This window comes from Pseudochelatococcus sp. G4_1912, from assembly GCF_047501465.1.
Taxonomy (GTDB): Bacteria; Pseudomonadota; Alphaproteobacteria; order Rhizobiales; family Beijerinckiaceae; genus Pseudochelatococcus.
In genome coordinates, this window is the sequence record NZ_JAZDRL010000002.1 from 1,227,444 (window position 1) to 1,242,032 (window position 14,589).

General features: G+C 52.1%; 16 protein-coding genes and 1 riboswitch. Of the genes, 9 read left to right on the plus strand and 7 right to left on the minus strand.

Going from position 1 to position 14,589, the window contains the following annotated elements:
- Positions 1–18 precede the first annotated feature (18 nt).
- From nagZ to VRZ32_RS12895, 7 genes are all read left to right on the plus strand, one after another.
- Entirely contained in the window at positions 19–1,047 is a 1,029-nt protein-coding gene (nagZ, locus tag VRZ32_RS12865) for a beta-N-acetylhexosaminidase (RefSeq protein ID WP_414526112.1), read from the plus strand.
- Positions 1,048–1,071: 24 nt separating this feature from the next.
- The gene (locus VRZ32_RS12870) at positions 1,072–1,899 is read left to right on the plus strand and encodes a segregation and condensation protein A (RefSeq protein WP_414526113.1); all 828 of its coding nucleotides are present in this window, start codon (positions 1,072–1,074) and stop codon (positions 1,897–1,899) included.
- Entirely contained in the window at positions 1,899–2,513 is a 615-nt protein-coding gene (gene scpB, locus VRZ32_RS12875; RefSeq protein ID WP_414526114.1) for an SMC-Scp complex subunit ScpB, read from the plus strand. The genes VRZ32_RS12870 and scpB overlap by 1 nt, the downstream gene beginning before the upstream one ends.
- A 79-nt stretch (positions 2,514–2,592) precedes the next feature.
- A riboswitch (TPP riboswitch) is annotated at positions 2,593–2,690 on the plus strand.
- Between the two features lies 1 nt (position 2,691).
- Positions 2,692–3,825 carry a glycine oxidase ThiO gene (gene thiO / locus VRZ32_RS12880; protein WP_414526115.1) on the plus strand — a complete coding sequence of 378 codons (1,134 nt, stop codon included), beginning with the start codon at positions 2,692–2,694 and terminating at the stop codon, positions 3,823–3,825.
- Between the two features lie 4 nt (positions 3,826–3,829).
- Positions 3,830–4,042 carry a sulfur carrier protein ThiS gene (gene thiS, locus VRZ32_RS12885; protein ID WP_414526116.1) on the plus strand — a complete coding sequence of 71 codons (213 nt, stop codon included), beginning with the start codon at positions 3,830–3,832 and terminating at the stop codon, positions 4,040–4,042.
- Positions 4,043–4,047: 5 nt separating this feature from the next.
- Entirely contained in the window at positions 4,048–4,833 is a 786-nt protein-coding gene (locus VRZ32_RS12890) for a thiazole synthase (protein ID WP_414526117.1), read from the plus strand.
- Positions 4,830–5,465, plus strand: coding sequence for a thiamine phosphate synthase (locus VRZ32_RS12895; protein WP_414526118.1), 636 nt, complete (start codon positions 4,830–4,832; stop codon positions 5,463–5,465). The genes VRZ32_RS12890 and VRZ32_RS12895 overlap by 4 nt, the downstream gene beginning before the upstream one ends.
- Before the next feature lie 80 nt (positions 5,466–5,545).
- On the opposite strand, the gene VRZ32_RS12900 is transcribed toward VRZ32_RS12895, so the two are convergent.
- Complete coding sequence (locus tag VRZ32_RS12900) at positions 5,546–7,219, minus strand: methyl-accepting chemotaxis protein (protein WP_414526119.1); 1,674 nt, start codon at positions 7,217–7,219, stop codon at positions 5,546–5,548.
- Positions 7,220–7,609: 390 nt separating this feature from the next.
- On the minus strand, positions 7,610–8,638 hold the full coding sequence (locus VRZ32_RS12905) for a P1 family peptidase (protein WP_414526120.1): 1,029 nt from the start codon (positions 8,636–8,638) through the stop codon (positions 7,610–7,612).
- Between the two features lie 117 nt (positions 8,639–8,755).
- Between VRZ32_RS12905 and VRZ32_RS12910 the strand changes: the two genes are divergently transcribed.
- Entirely contained in the window at positions 8,756–9,484 is a 729-nt protein-coding gene (locus VRZ32_RS12910; protein WP_414526121.1) for a cytochrome c biogenesis CcdA family protein, read from the plus strand.
- Positions 9,485–9,516: 32 nt separating this feature from the next.
- On the plus strand, positions 9,517–10,026 hold the full coding sequence (locus tag VRZ32_RS12915; protein WP_414526122.1) for a DUF6790 family protein: 510 nt from the start codon (positions 9,517–9,519) through the stop codon (positions 10,024–10,026).
- 67 nt (positions 10,027–10,093) lie between these two features.
- Here the strand turns inward: VRZ32_RS12915 and VRZ32_RS12920 are convergent, their stop codons facing one another.
- Genes VRZ32_RS12920 through livM form a run of 5 tightly spaced genes read right to left on the minus strand, consistent with a single transcriptional unit; the run spans position 10,094 to position 14,589 of the window.
- Complete coding sequence (locus VRZ32_RS12920) at positions 10,094–11,218, minus strand: ABC transporter substrate-binding protein (protein ID WP_414526123.1); 1,125 nt, start codon at positions 11,216–11,218, stop codon at positions 10,094–10,096.
- Positions 11,219–11,244: 26 nt separating this feature from the next.
- Positions 11,245–11,592 (minus strand): DUF6867 family protein, encoded by a 348-nt coding sequence (locus tag VRZ32_RS12925; protein ID WP_414526216.1) that lies wholly within the window; start codon positions 11,590–11,592, stop codon positions 11,245–11,247.
- A 2-nt stretch (positions 11,593–11,594) separates the two neighbouring features.
- Positions 11,595–12,347 carry an ABC transporter ATP-binding protein gene (locus tag VRZ32_RS12930; RefSeq protein WP_414526124.1) on the minus strand — a complete coding sequence of 251 codons (753 nt, stop codon included), beginning with the start codon at positions 12,345–12,347 and terminating at the stop codon, positions 11,595–11,597.
- On the minus strand, positions 12,344–13,186 hold the full coding sequence (locus VRZ32_RS12935) for an ABC transporter ATP-binding protein (RefSeq protein WP_414526125.1): 843 nt from the start codon (positions 13,184–13,186) through the stop codon (positions 12,344–12,346). The genes VRZ32_RS12930 and VRZ32_RS12935 overlap by 4 nt, the downstream gene beginning before the upstream one ends.
- On the minus strand, positions 13,186–14,589 hold the full coding sequence (livM, locus tag VRZ32_RS12940) for a high-affinity branched-chain amino acid ABC transporter permease LivM (protein WP_414526126.1): 1,404 nt from the start codon (positions 14,587–14,589) through the stop codon (positions 13,186–13,188). The genes VRZ32_RS12935 and livM overlap by 1 nt, the downstream gene beginning before the upstream one ends.

Consider the following 14,589-nt stretch of genomic DNA (forward strand, 5'->3'; position numbering starts at 1 on the left):
AGTGCTTGGACGGAACCCATGAAAGCGTTGATTTTGGGCTGTTCCGGCCCCCGACTGGCGGATGCGGAGCGGGCGCTGTTTAAAGAAGCAGATCCGTGGGGCTTTATCCTTTTCAAGCGCAATATCGGTACTCCTGATGAGGTGCGCAGCCTCACCGCAAGTCTACGCGACTGCGTTGGCCGTGCAGATGTCCCCATTCTGATCGATCAGGAAGGCGGACGCGTTCAGCGTATGCGCGCGCCACATTGGACCAGTTATCCTGCTGGTAGTGTTTATGGACAATTGGCTGAGCAGGATCCGCTTATGCGCCGTGCCCTTGCATGGCAAGGGGCGCGTCTTATCGCGCATGACCTGTATGAGGTTGGCATCAACGTCAATTGCGCGCCAATACTCGATGTGCCTGTTGCCGGGGCTAACGATGTTATTGGCGATCGCGCCTATCATAATGATCCCGCTGTTGTTTCTGTTCTCGGCCGAGCTGTGGCTGAAGGCTATCTGGCGGGCTCCGTTTTGCCGGTCATCAAACATATTCCGGGGCATGGGCGCGGCAATGCGGACAGTCATTTATCGCTACCGGTAGTAGAGGCGAGCGCTGAAACTTTGGTTACGCATGATTTCGTACCCTTCCGCGCTTTGGCGGATATGCCCATTGCCATGAGTGCGCATATCGTTTTCACCGCCTTTGATCGCGAGCGCCCAGCCACTGTATCACCAGTTGTGATAGAGAATATAATTCGTGGTGAAATCGGCTTCGATGGTTTGCTTTTAAGCGATGACTTGTCGATGAATGCCTTGCAGGGCAGCATACCTATGCGCGCCAAAGCGGCGCTGGCGGCAGGATGTGATATCGCGCTGCATTGCAATGGTGATTTTGACGAGATGACTGCACTCATTCCTGAAGTTGCCGAGCTTTCAGGCAATGCGCTAAGGCGCGCCAATGCAGCCTTGCAACGCATCAATCATCCGCCTGAACCATTTGATCCTGTGGAAGGTCGGACGCGTCTTGAAACGGCGCTTGCGAATCTGGCCTCAACGATCAACGCTTGATATGAAGATCAAGGAGAGTAGGGCGTGTCAGCTGGGGCATATCTGCGGAAAGCCGATACGGATGGTTTCTTGCCCGCTGAACGCAGCGAGGCAGAGCCTGCACTTATTGTTGATGTTGATGGCTTTGAAGGTCCACTCGATCTTCTGCTAGAGCTTGCGCGACGCCAAAAGGTTGATCTAACACAGATCTCTATATTGGCATTGGTTGAGCAATACCTTTCATTTATCGATGCTGCCCGACAATTGCGTCTGGAGCTTGCTGCCGATTATCTTGTGATGGCAGCATGGCTTGCCTATTTGAAATCGCGCCTTCTATTGCCTAGCGCCATGCCGCCCGAGGTGCCAGAGGCTGGTGATCTGGCAACGATTCTGGCTCTTCGTCTGCGCAGGCTTGAAGCAATCCGAAGTGCAGCATCGAAGCTTGTTCAACGCCCCCAATTAGGCCGCGATGTCCTTGCACGTGGCGAGCCAGAGGAAATGGCAATCGTTGAGCGTCCCAAATGGGATGTAACTCTTTACGATTTGCTCTCTGCTTATACGACTAATCGCCAGCACCAAATGAATTCACGTGTGGTGCTGCACAAACGGCTTGTATGGTCACTGGTAGAAGCACGTGAGGCATTGCAACGCCTGATTGGTGATGCTGCAGATTGGGTTGCGTTGGATCCATATCTGGAGGCTTATATGGCCGAGCCTGAAATGCGCGCTACCGTGCGGGCCTCAGCCCTTTCGGCAATGCTCGAAATGGTGCGCGAGGGCAAGCTTGATATCTGTCAGGACGCTCCATTTGCACCGCTGATGATGCGCCGTCGCCGCTTGGATGTTGCAGAACCAATTCAAGGGGGTGCCTGATGAGCATCCATCGCCATGCATTGCGTGTGGTTGAGGCGATTCTGTTTGCCTCCCGAGAGCCGGTGGGGGAGGAGGAGCTCGCCTCCCGCATTCCCACGGGGATCGACCTTAAAGCCCTGCTGGCAACATTGCAGACGGAATATGCTGCACGTGGCGTTGTGCTGGTCAGGGTGGCGGGTAAATGGGCGTTTCGTACGGCTGCTGACCTTGCGCCCTCGCTGGTGCAGGAAGTGGAGGATCCGCGAAAGCTGTCGCGCGCCGCCATGGAAGTGCTGGCGATCATTGCATACCACCAGCCGGTGACGCGGGCCGAGATTGAAGAGATTCGCGGTGTGGCTACGTCACGCGGAACACTCGATACGCTGATGGAAACCAGCTGGATAAAGTTGCGTGGAAGACGTCGCACACCTGGCCGTCCCGTTACTTATGGCACAACGGCTGATTTCCTGTCTCATTTTGGCCTTGGCTCCATTGATGACCTTCCGGGCCTTGATGAGCTGAAGGGCACGGGATTTCTTGATGGGCAATTGCCGCTGGGCTTTTCGATGCCCATGCCGTCAGATGAAGATATTCTCGATGAGGATGAAGACATCCCCGATGATGATGCGGACTGACGAGCCGATCTGCATTCACTGCTTATGCAAATGCGGCAACTTCCACTTGCGAAAGACGACAAAAGATACGATGTTGCAGCATTAGGCACTGGGGTGCCGTGCGTTGGGCGCGGCTGAGAAATACCCATAGAACCTGTCTGGGTCATGCCAGCGTAGGGAGGCGCCGTTGGGATCGCAATTGTCTGACTCTATTATCATTATTGGCGCTGGCGTCATTGGGCTGTCTATAGCATGGCGTTTGGCAAGCCGAGGGGCGCGGGTTTCTGTTTATGATCGGGCCAAGGCAGGATCTGGCGCAAGCCATGCCGCTGCCGGAATGCTCGCCGCCTGCACAGAGATTGAGCCAGGCGAAGAATGGTTATTGCCACTCAATCGTGAGAGCCAGCGTCTCTGGCCCGCTTTTGCTGAAGAGCTTGAGCACGTCTCTGGCATGTCAATTGACCTTCGTCAGGAAGGCACGCTGCATGTAGCGTTGAATGCTGATGAGCATGCACGCTTACGTCATCATCTTGCTCTACAGGAAAAGATGGCACTTCCGGTGAACTGGCTTTCTGCCGCCGAGGTGAGAGCGCGAGAACCGCTCCTAGCGGGAGCCGCAGGCGGGATCTGGAGTCCGGAAGATCATCAGGTTGATAACCGCAAGCTCGCGCAGGCTTTACGCATTGCTGCACTCAAGGTCGGCGTTACATTACATGAAGAGACGCAGGTTGATCGCATCATCATTGAGGATGGTTACGCAACTGCTGTTGAGATAGCGGGTGAACATCATAGTGCAACAACGATCGTGCTTGCTGCGGGGGCGTGGTCGCGGGGGATTTGTGGCCTTACACCTGATATCCGTCCGCCGGTTCGCCCCATTAAAGGGCAGATGCTTGCGCTTGGGATGGAGGCGGATAATCCACTCATTCGCCATGTAATCTGGGCTTCGGGCATTTATCTTGTTCCGCGCCTGGATGGCCGGTTGATTGTGGGCGCCACAGTTGAAGAGCGCGGTTTCGATGAGTGCCTCACAGCAGGTGGGATGCTTTCCCTCTTGCAAAACGCATGGCGTGCGCTGCCTGGTATCGAAGAATTGCCGTTGATTGAAACATGGACTGGATTTCGCCCTGGTAGCCGTGATGATGCGCCAATTTTAGGGCCGTCGGCGGTGCCGGGGCTTGTTTATGCAACAGGTCATCATCGCAACGGTATTCTGCAAACGCCAGTAACCGCCGATGCCATCACACGCTTAATTTTGGACGGGCAGCGGGATGAAATTTCATTGCCATTTGATGCCAGCCGTTTTCGTCCAGCAGCGATAAGCCGAGGATAGTTTGATGAGTGAAATCGAAGTGCGTGTAAATGGTCTGCCAGAGGTATTGATGGAGGCAACTATGGCTGCGCTTTTAGCGCGCCATGATATCGCTCCTGATACGAAAGGCGTTGCTATCGCATTGAATGGAACAATGCTACCGCGTGCAGAATGGATTGATACGAAACTCAATGCCAATGATCGCATTGAAATTGTTCACGCAAGACAGGGTGGTTAAGCGCCATGACACGCTCTACACTGCATGATTCACTGGTTATCGCGGGCCGCACTTTTTCATCGCGGTTGTTTCTTGGCACGGCCGGTTATCCGAACCAGAAAGTCATGCTGGATGCTGTTCAGGCGAGTGGCACCGAGATGACGACCGCATCCATCCGGCGCATTGATCTTTCAGGAGCAGCTGAAAGCCTTGTGGATGTATTGGGCGATACGGTGCATTTTTTGCCTAACACTGCAGGTTGCCAAACGGCCCGCGATGCCGTGTTGACGGCTGAGCTTGCGCGCGAGGCCCTTGGTACGAATTGGGTCAAGGTCGAGGTCGTGGGTGACCGTGAGTTACTCTATCCCGATACAGAAGAGTTGCTGCGCGCAACGGCTGAGCTCGTGAGCAAGGGCTTTATCGTGCTGCCATATTGCACTGATGATCCGATCTCATGTCGTAAGCTGGCGGATGCAGGGGCAGCGGCTGTCATGCCGCTGGGTTCACCGATTGGTTCAGGGTTGGGGATCTCCAATCCGCACATGATTGAAATGATCTGCGCCCGCAGCTCTGTGCCTGTGGTTCTTGATGCGGGCATCGGCACGGCATCAGATGCGGCGCTGGCGATGGAGCTGGGATGCTCTGCAGTGCTGCTGAATACGGCTGTTTCCAAGGCCAATGATCCGGTCGCGATGGCCAGTGCTATGAAATATGCCGTCGAGGGTGGGCGATTGGCTTATCTTGCCGGACGAATCCCTAAACGCTGTAACGCAGAAGCATCCAGTCCGCAGCTGGGCTTGATCGAATCATGAGTGGCAAACTGCCACGCCCTCCCGTGCTTGTTGTGACGGACAGGCACCAGCTCGATGGTGGCATCGCAGCAATGGGGGCGATGGCAGATGCGGTTTTCGCGAGCGGCATAAGGTGGATCAGCCTGAGGGAGAAGGATCTTTCCGTTGAGGAGCAGATTGCGCTTGTTGTTGATTTCAAGCGCCGCGCTATCCCATATGGGGGGTGTGTAAGTGTGCATGGCTCACCAGAAATTGCAGTGTGCGCCGGTGCTGATGGCGTGCATTTGCCTGAGGGCGCTGACGCAGCTGCGGCACGTGCATTGCTTGGGGAGGGGGCGCTGATCGGTCAGTCAGCCCACTCCATTAATCAGGTAAAAGCTGCTGATCCACGATATCTTGATTATCTTATTGTTGGTCCCGCTTTTGTCACACAAAGCAAGCCAGGGTATGGGCCCGCACTTGGTGAAACCGGCCTGAAGGCTATGGTGAAGGGGGCATGTTTACCCGTTATTGCAATTGGTGGCATAGATCATTTTTCAGCGCCGATATGTTTGCATGCTGGCGTTACAGGCATAGCAGTTATGGGCGGTGCCATGCGTGCGCAAGATCGTCAAGTGTTATTATCTAATCTGCTGAATACGTTAGCAGAATAACGCATGCAGACAGCTTCATAAAAAACTCCCGATCACGAGAGCGACCGGGAGTTTTAATTATCCAGAAACTGAACCAAAAATCAGGCTGCACGTACCCGTGATATGAAGCTATCCACCTGATCTCGCAGCGTCTCAGATTGATTTGATAGCTCGTTGGCAGCTTGTACAATCTGGTTGGAAACACTTTTTGTCTCGCCAGCTGCCTGGCTTACGCTGGTGATGTTGACAGTTACCTCACTTGTACCAGCTGCAGCTTGCGAAACGTTACGCGCGATTTCAGCAGTAGCTGCCCCCTGTTCTTCAATCGCTGAAGCAATGGACATTGAAATCGCATTCACCTGCTCGATGATAGCGGAGATTGTAGTCATTGCGATAACGACGTCTGAGGTGGCTGTCTGCACATCTCGCACCTGCATCGATATTTCCTCAGTTGCTTTTGCTGTTTGAGCGGCAAGGCTCTTCACTTCATTGGCAACCACAGCAAAGCCCCGGCCGGCATCACCAGCACGTGCCGCTTCAATCGTCGCGTTGAGTGCAAGCAGATTTGTTTGTGCGGCGATATCATTAATTAGGCTGACCACCTCACCAATGCGTTGGGCCCGGTTTGCCAAACCATTGACTGTATTGGTTGTTGTGTGAGCATGGTTTGATGCGTTATCAGCTACATTTGCAGCTGTAGAAACCTGCGAGCTTATTTCGCGGATTGAGGCAGAAAGCTCTTCAGCTGCGCTGGCAACAGTTTCGACATTCATTGTGGCCTGCTCGGACGCTGCTGCAACGACAGTCGATTGACGGCTCGTCTCATCAGAGACAATACCCATGCGGGATGCATTCTGTTGCAGCTGATGCGCAGCGCTTGAAACAGAGCGCACAACGCCCATCACTTCATTCTCAAAAGAGTTGGCGAGTTCAGCCATCATTGAGCGCTTTTCAATGTTACGGCGCTCTTCAGTTTGCGCTTGTTGAAGTTTAAGCTCTTCTGCTTCCCTTAATGCCTGGACGACATGGCCGACAATTCCCCAAATTTCACCTATTTCATCATTACTACGCTTTTCAGGAATTGAGACGTTGTAATCGCCTTTGGCTATACGCTTAAGCGCTTCAGCCAAATTTTTCAGTGGGTTGCTGAGCTGTCTCGTGGCAATGAACAGTGCTACGGCAATGCCAGCAATGATACTGGCAATAGCAATGGAAATGACAAATTTAAATTCCCACTCAGTAAATGCTTTAATGTCTTCCTCGATTAAGTCTGCTTTCCTTTGATCGTCCAGGATCAAGGCATCAATCGCAGTCTGATACGCTATTCTGTTAGCGCGGTTACTCTCATTGTTTCCCAATAAATCAGCTGCATCCGGGCCTTCAGTCTGACCTTTTTGCGCAATATTTTCACGCATTTCGCGGAATTTCGTAGAAAGATCAACGACTTTCCCAAATTCTTCAGAATCATCGGGAGAAACAATCGGTCGCCACAGCTTAAACAATTGATCGACATCACCCAGAAGCTTTGTAATGTTAGCTGCAAATGGTTTTGTATCTTCGGGAGTTTTAGATAAGTAAATTCCACGCGATTCAGAAACTATGCTGGCTACAAGACGGTTCAAACGCTCGCCATAGTATGCCCTATGCTGGCTTTTATCTAGTTCATTTGTTTTTTTAGTATATTCACTAGATACGTATAGACTTGAGGCGGCGATAACAAGCGAGAAGGCACTGACAACCAAAACGATAAACAGTAACTTTGTACGAATGCTCATAGTTTGTTCCTCGAAATGCCTCTTGTTGGCATTGAACCGTGTATTCGCGCAGTTATAGTTAATTTATCAGCATGAATTTCGTACTATAAAACGCTGTATAGTGAGTATTATCGATTTTTGAATTATGTCAACATTTTGATTTAATCTATATTTAATATTTTTATAGTATTTTTTTAAATTTAATGTAAATGAATATAATATATGTAGTATGATAGTGGTATTTAATGGATAATGTTTTTTCTGTATTTTTCTTTCTGCGGTGCAATAAAAGCATATGAGGGTGTTATCGAAATAATATAACGCTGATAAAAAATTAAGCCTCACTGTCAGTATGTTAGTGAGGCTTATCTTAAAGGGTATTGAGGTTCGGAATGAAGCTATTTCCGCTCGTTAACGTACTCCGGTATAAATATCCTGCCATGCAGGAAGTGCTTCTTCCATCGAGAGTGCCGTAGCTTCATAAATGCCACGCGCAATGGCTCTCGCAAGGCAATCTCCTGCAACGACGCCAAGGTTTGATAGCTCATAAGGAGAGGGACCAAGAGGCCTTTTGCCTGTCGATGCTGCAAAAACAAGATCGCCATCCAGCAAAGCATGTGACGGTCTTAGAGCGCGCGCCATACCATCGTGGGATGCAAGCGCCAAACGTTTGGCCTGCGCTTTGGTCAATATGGCATCAGTCGCAATAATGGCGATCGTTGTATTTTCTCCCGGCCCTCCTTTGAAGCGGGGGGTAAGCGCATCAGCGGGAAGGGAAGAGGGCATGCCTAAACCGCCAAATTCATTTGCGTTCTCATATACGCCAGCCCAAAAATGTGGACCATTGCCAATCACGCCAGAACCAACCGCATTGACAGCGACAATCGCACCGACCCAATGCCCCTCAGGCGTTTTTGCGCTAGCTGAGCCAAGTCCACCTTTCAAATTGACGGTCGTTGCGCCATATCCGGCTCCCCGTGTGCCTAAAGAAAAGACACCAGATGATGATGAAAGCGCATCCTCAACCGCTTCTTCTGCCAAATGACGATAGGGAGGGGGACCATCTCCCGAGGCCCATGGTTTTTGCCCCCCATTGATGAGGTCGAATAGCACAGCTTGCGGCACAATAGGGACGCGCGCTGAGCCAACAGTAAAACCACGCCCATGGCGGGCAAGCGCACTCATGGCGCCGCCCGCGGCATCAAGCCCGAAAGCCGATCCACCGGATAGCACCAGTGCATCTACGGTTTGCACAGTCATTTCTGGTTCAAGTAGCGCCGTATCACGCACGCCAGGTCCTCCGCCCATAATGGCAAGCGAAGCAACGGCCGGCTCATCAAATACAACAATCGTGACACCAGTAGCTGCCGCCGGATCATCCGCGTTCCCAACACGTAATCCTGGAACATCTGTGATGAGATTGTGCGACTTTTCGTTCATCATGTTCTCCGTAAGCAAGGGCAGGGCACTTCAAAGTGCTATGGCCGTTGCAAAACTTCGTTATGCGGCTGCATGGCATCTTGCCGGATTATCCCTGACGCGGCTACAACGTGACGCATGATCAATGTTACTTATCCAGCGGCGGCATTTGCCGGCCTACTGAGCTTTTTAAGTCCCTGTGTTTTGCCTCTGGTGCCGCCCTATGTGACGTTTCTGACAGGCACTACGCTCGACAATCTTACGGAGCGTCAAAGCGCAGATGTCACGCGCCGGGCATTTATCGCGGCGCTGTTATTCGTGGCTGGTTTTTCAACCGTATTTGTGTTGCTGGGCGCTACGGCTTCTGTGCTAGGACAGACTATTCGTCAGTATCTGGATGTGCTTGGTACGCTGGCCGGTCTTATTATCATTATTATGGGGCTGCATTTTCTGGGCGTCTTCCGTCTTGGTTTCTTATACCGCGAGGCGCGTGTGCAGGTTGATAAGCCCGCAGGCCTTTGGGGGGCTTATGTGATGGGGTTAGCCTTTGCCTTTGGCTGGACCCCCTGCATTGGTCCCATTCTTGCAGCGATCCTTGCTGTTGCGGGATCAGAAGACAGTGTGGGGCGCGGGGCGAGCCTGCTGGCTGCTTATTCTTTGGGGCTTGGTATTCCCTTTATTGTCACAGCTTTTGCAATGAAGCCACTTGTCTCGCTCATCAAGCGGATGCGATCAAAATTTGTATTGATTGAAAGGATTATGGGCGGCTTTCTTGTTCTCACGGGCATTGCGTTTTTAACAGGTAGTATCAACCAATTCTCGTTCTGGTTGTTGGAAACATTTCCTGCACTAGGGCAAATCGGATAGTCTCTGCCCTGATTTCTTACAGGGGGGGCATGATGGAAAGCACAATTCGATTTGCACTGTCTAATTTCACTTTAACGTTCTTTATCATTGGGTTAATAGCTTCAGCCATACGCATCGCACGGGCACCAAGGCCAGTTGGCATCGACACGATTGTGGAAGCGCTTCTACGTTACTTCCTATTGTTTTCAATTGGGCTGGCCTTCTTTTACAACTTTATAATGCACGTCTTTTTTGGAGAGATGAGCGCTGCCTTTATTGGTTGGCAAAACAGCCCCTTCCAGGCAGAGGTTGGCTATGCCAGCTTAGGCTTTGCACTTGTTGCATTATTAGCCGTATCACGTGGCTTTGAGATGAAATTGGCTGCAATAGCAGGCCCTGCTTGCTTTCTTTGGGGGGCGAGCATCGGCCATATTATACAGATCGTTACCAAAGGGAACTTTGCCCCGGGAAACGCAGGAATTATGCTTTACTCGGATATTCTTTTGCCGGTTGTAGGGCTTCTTCTCCTATGGCTTTCAAGAAAGTATCCACTGGAATATTGAAATAAAAAGCCCCCGACGAGTGAATCGTCGGGGGCTAATTTCATGAGGAGGAAACCTCACTGAGTGTTCAGTTTACTTCGTTGCCGGAGTAACCAACATTACCGTCAGCGCCCTTCTTCCATTCGTAAACGATGTAATCAGGACGCGTGATGTCGCCCTTTTCATTAAAGGACAAATCACCAATTACCGTCGAGAAGGTCTTACCGGAGTGAATGACCTTGGCTATGGCTTCAGGATCAACCGACTTGGCATCTTCAGCTGCCTGCGCGATGACTTGCACTGCAGCATAGCTGTAGAGGGTGTAGGTTTCTGGATCGAAATTCTTGGCCTTGAATTTCTCAACCACTTCCTGTGCTGCAGGGTTCTTGCGTGGGTCCGGGCTGAATGTCATCAAGGTGCCAACAGCGCCTGGTCCAGCAATTGCTGCGAATTCAGATGAAGCAATACCATCGCCGCCCATGAGCGGTGCAGATAAGCCCTGGTCGCGCATTTGGCGGGTGATGAGGCCAGCCTCAGTGTACAGACCGCCGAAGTATAGCACATCAACATTGGCTGCCTTCAGCTTGGATACGAGAGCCGAGTAGTCTTTCTCGCCCGTGTTTACACCCTCGTAGACAACAGGCTTAATGCCCTTTGCCTCAAGTGCCTTGATGGTTTCGTCAGCAAGGCCCTTGCCGTAAGGGGTCTTGTCGTGGACAACGGCAATGTTCTTGCCCTTGTAGTGATTTGCAAGATACTCGCCAGCAACAGCACCTTGCTGATCATCGCGACCGCATGTGCGGAAAGTATTCCACAGTCCACGTTCCGTATAGACGGGATTGGTGGAACCCGGTGAGATCTGCAGAATGCCAGCTTCTTCATAAGCCTCAGAAGCGGGGATCGATACACCCGAGTTATAATGTCCAACAACAAACTTCACGCCTTCGCCCGCGAATTTGTTGGCAACCGAAACGCCTTGCTTGGGATCGGATACATCATCGCCAAGGCTGATCTCGAGCATCTGCCCCTGGATGCCGCCTGCTGCATTCAGGTCTGCAATAGCCTGTTGAACACCGTTGCGAAACTGATCACCTACGGCTGCATTTGGGCCAGTCAGCGGCGCGCCGACACCAATTTTGATCTGCGCCTGAGCTGTGCCCGTCAGGGCGAGTCCCAGACCGAGCACGAGCGTTCCCACAATCGATTTTTTCATTGCCGTTTCCCTCTGTTCACGGAGTTTTAGGCCTTATTGCGCCAGGTGAAAGGACCAGTGCGCATGTAAAGCCACGAGTATTGTGTCGTCATCTGCTGCGTCCGCTTAAAGCGGAAGCCGGCAAGACCAATGACGATCACAAAAAGCGCGTCAACCAGATAGTAGTGCAAAGAGAGCAGTGTGCCATGGAACAACGCAAAGTGGATGAATCGCACAGCTGCTGCCAGAAGAAAAAAGTAAATGATGCTCTGCCATACGGGTGCCCATGTCAGCGCCATGGCGCGCCCCGTCATCCATGCAGCACCACCGCCCATCACCAATGTGACAAGCAGAAAAAGCCAAACCGATGGCTCTTCATAAAGTATGCCCTGCATCATTATCTCCCACCCTCAAGATAGGCAGCCTGCACTTGAGGATCCTCCAGCAGCTCTTGTCCGCTGCCGGTCAATGTAATCGCGCCCGTTACCATTACATAGGCACGATGTGCTAACTTTAACGCATGGTATGCATTCTGCTCCACCAGAAACACGGTCATACCGTCCTTCTCGTTGAGCTCGCGGATGACATCAAAAATCTGCTTTACCACCAAAGGCGCAAGACCAAGCGATGGCTCATCAAGCAGTAACAGTTTAGGGCGGCTCATGAGTGCACGTGCAATTGCCAGCATCTGCTGCTCACCGCCAGAGAGGGTGCCGCCACGTTGATGCAGGCGTTCCTTGAGGCGGGGGAACATGGTTGTGACCCGCTCCAGATCAGCATCGAAATGCGCAAACTGGTTGATAGCCGCGCCCATTTGCAGGTTTTCGTAAACCGTCATCCGCGGAAAAATGCGCCGACCTTCAGGTGATTGCGCGATATTAAGTCGTGCAATTTCGTGCGTGGGCATGTTGGTGATGTCGCGGCCGGCATAGGTAATGGTGCCTTCGCGGGCGCGTGGATTACCAAAAATCGTCATCATAAGCGTGGATTTACCCGCGCCATTCGCCCCGATCAGGGTTACGATTTCACCTTGGTTTACATCAATATCAACCCCCTTAAGGGCGATGATATTGCCATAATACGTTTTAACGCCACGCACAGATAGCAGGGGAGCACGTGCAGCATCAGGCTGTTGTATGACAGCGCTCATAACCGCACCTCCGCTTCAACCTGTTCAACTTCTTCATCATCAACGCCTAGATATGCTGCGATTACACGTGGATCATTGCGAATTTCAGCGGGGGTGCCATCCGCGATTTTAGTCCCATAATCCAGCACAATAACGTGGTCGGAAATCTGCATTACCACGGACATGTCATGTTCAATCAACAGCACGGCCGTATTGTGCTCTGCCCGCAAAGATAGCAGCAGCGTATTGAGCTGCGCACTTTCACGCGGATTCAAACCTGCAGCAGGCTCGTCCAAGCATAACAATACCGGATCCGTACACATGGCGCGTGCAATCTCAAGCCGGCGCTGGTCACCGTAAGGCAGATCACCTGCAGGATCGTCAGCGCGATCCAGAAGATTAATCGTTTCAAGCCAATAGCGTGCCTTTTCAACGGCTGCCTTCTCCGCCTTGCGAAAAACCGGCAGCCCCAAAAGCCCCGCCAAAGAGAACCCCGAAGCCTGCATCAGCGTGTTGTGCTGGGCTACCAACAGGTTCTCCAGCACGGTCATGCCGGAGAATAGTCGGATGTTCTGGAACGTGCGTGCAACGTGTGCGTCCTGCGCGATTCTGTGGCCTGGCAAACGTTCAAGCAGTATGGAAGATCCATTCGTTTGCTTGAGCGTCAGCATGCCTTCGCTTGGCTTATAAAAACCAGTGATGCAGTTGAAGACGGTTGTTTTGCCCGCGCCATTGGGGCCGATCAGTGCCGTGACATCGCCTCGGCCGACCTTGAACGACAGGTCGTTGACCGCCACAAGCCCTCCGAAGCGCATCTTCAGATGCTCCACATGGAGGATGGGATCATTCTCCCAACGCATTATCCGTTCCCCTCCTTAACAAGCGATCCCGATATTGCCTTGCGCTCCTTCAAAACAATTGAAGGATTGCGGTGGGCTATCAAGCCCCGGGGACGCCATACCATCATGACGACCATCGCCAGACCAAAAATCAAAAGGCGATAATCATTTGGATCAAAATCCGGACCAAAAATCGCCTTGGTAAAAGTCAGATGTCGCAGCAATTCAGGCCCACCGACCATCACAACTGCCGCAATGGCAACGCCAAACTGCGATCCCATTCCTCCCAATACCACGATCGAGAGAATAATCGCTGATTCCAGAAAGTTAAAGCTTTCCGGACTGACAAATCCCTGTCGCACAGCGAAGAATGATCCCGCAAGTCCTCCAAAGCATGCGCCAAGTGAAAAGGCTGTCAATTTAGTGTTGCGCGTGTTCATGCCCAGCGAACGACACGCAATCTCATCCTCACGCAACGCTTCCCAGCCACGTCCAATTGGTAGCCTGCGAAGCCGCATCGTAACAGCGTTCGTAATCAGCGCCAGAACGAGAATAAGGTAGTATAGAAACACCATTCGGTGCATGGCATTGAAGGGGATGTCGAAGAATGCTGCGAACCCGCCTTCGCCTCGCTCAAAGGGTAGACCAAAGAAAGTCGCGCGTGGAATCGACGAGATGCCAGCCCCGCCATTTGTCAGGTCTACCCAGTTGATAAGCACTAGCCGGATGATCTCACCAAACGCCAACGTTACGATAGCAAGATAATCGCCACGCAGTCGTAAAACGGGGAACCCCAACAAAATGCCCCAGAAGGATGCCAGAATTCCCGCAAGTGGTAAGCAGATCCAGAATGACAGCCCGAAAGTGGTCGATAACAACGCATAAGTATATGCACCAACAGCGTAAAAAGCCACATAGCCAAGGTCGAGAAGACCAGCCAGGCCGACCACGATATTCAATCCCCACCCCAGCATCACGTAAGTAAGGATCAGAATCCCCAGATCGATCCAGTACCGTGCACTGTTTAGACTGCCAGTTGCAAAGCTCATCAAGATAGGAAATGTGACCGCGATACCAAGAAACAAAGGTATACCGATAGTCATTACCAAGTGAGCTATGCCGGGTTTCTCGACACTTGTTGTCTCCCGCGCCATTCGAGCAATCTGACGCGAGCGTTTTCGGGCGTGATAAAGTGACACCAAAAAACGTGCAACGAAAACCAGCGCGCACATAACTGCAACCAGACCAACGCGGGGCGTAAGAATGAGTTGCAGGCCAGCGCCTTGCTCGGTGCGAAACAAGAGTATGGGAATCGCCAGCCCCAGCATAACCAATGCTGCGAAAGCGGCCTCTCGCAAGGCACGTGCAAGCGTTGAAGGCTGCTTATCAGCAGGTGAGGCGAGGGCGTTATGCATCGTGCTCAT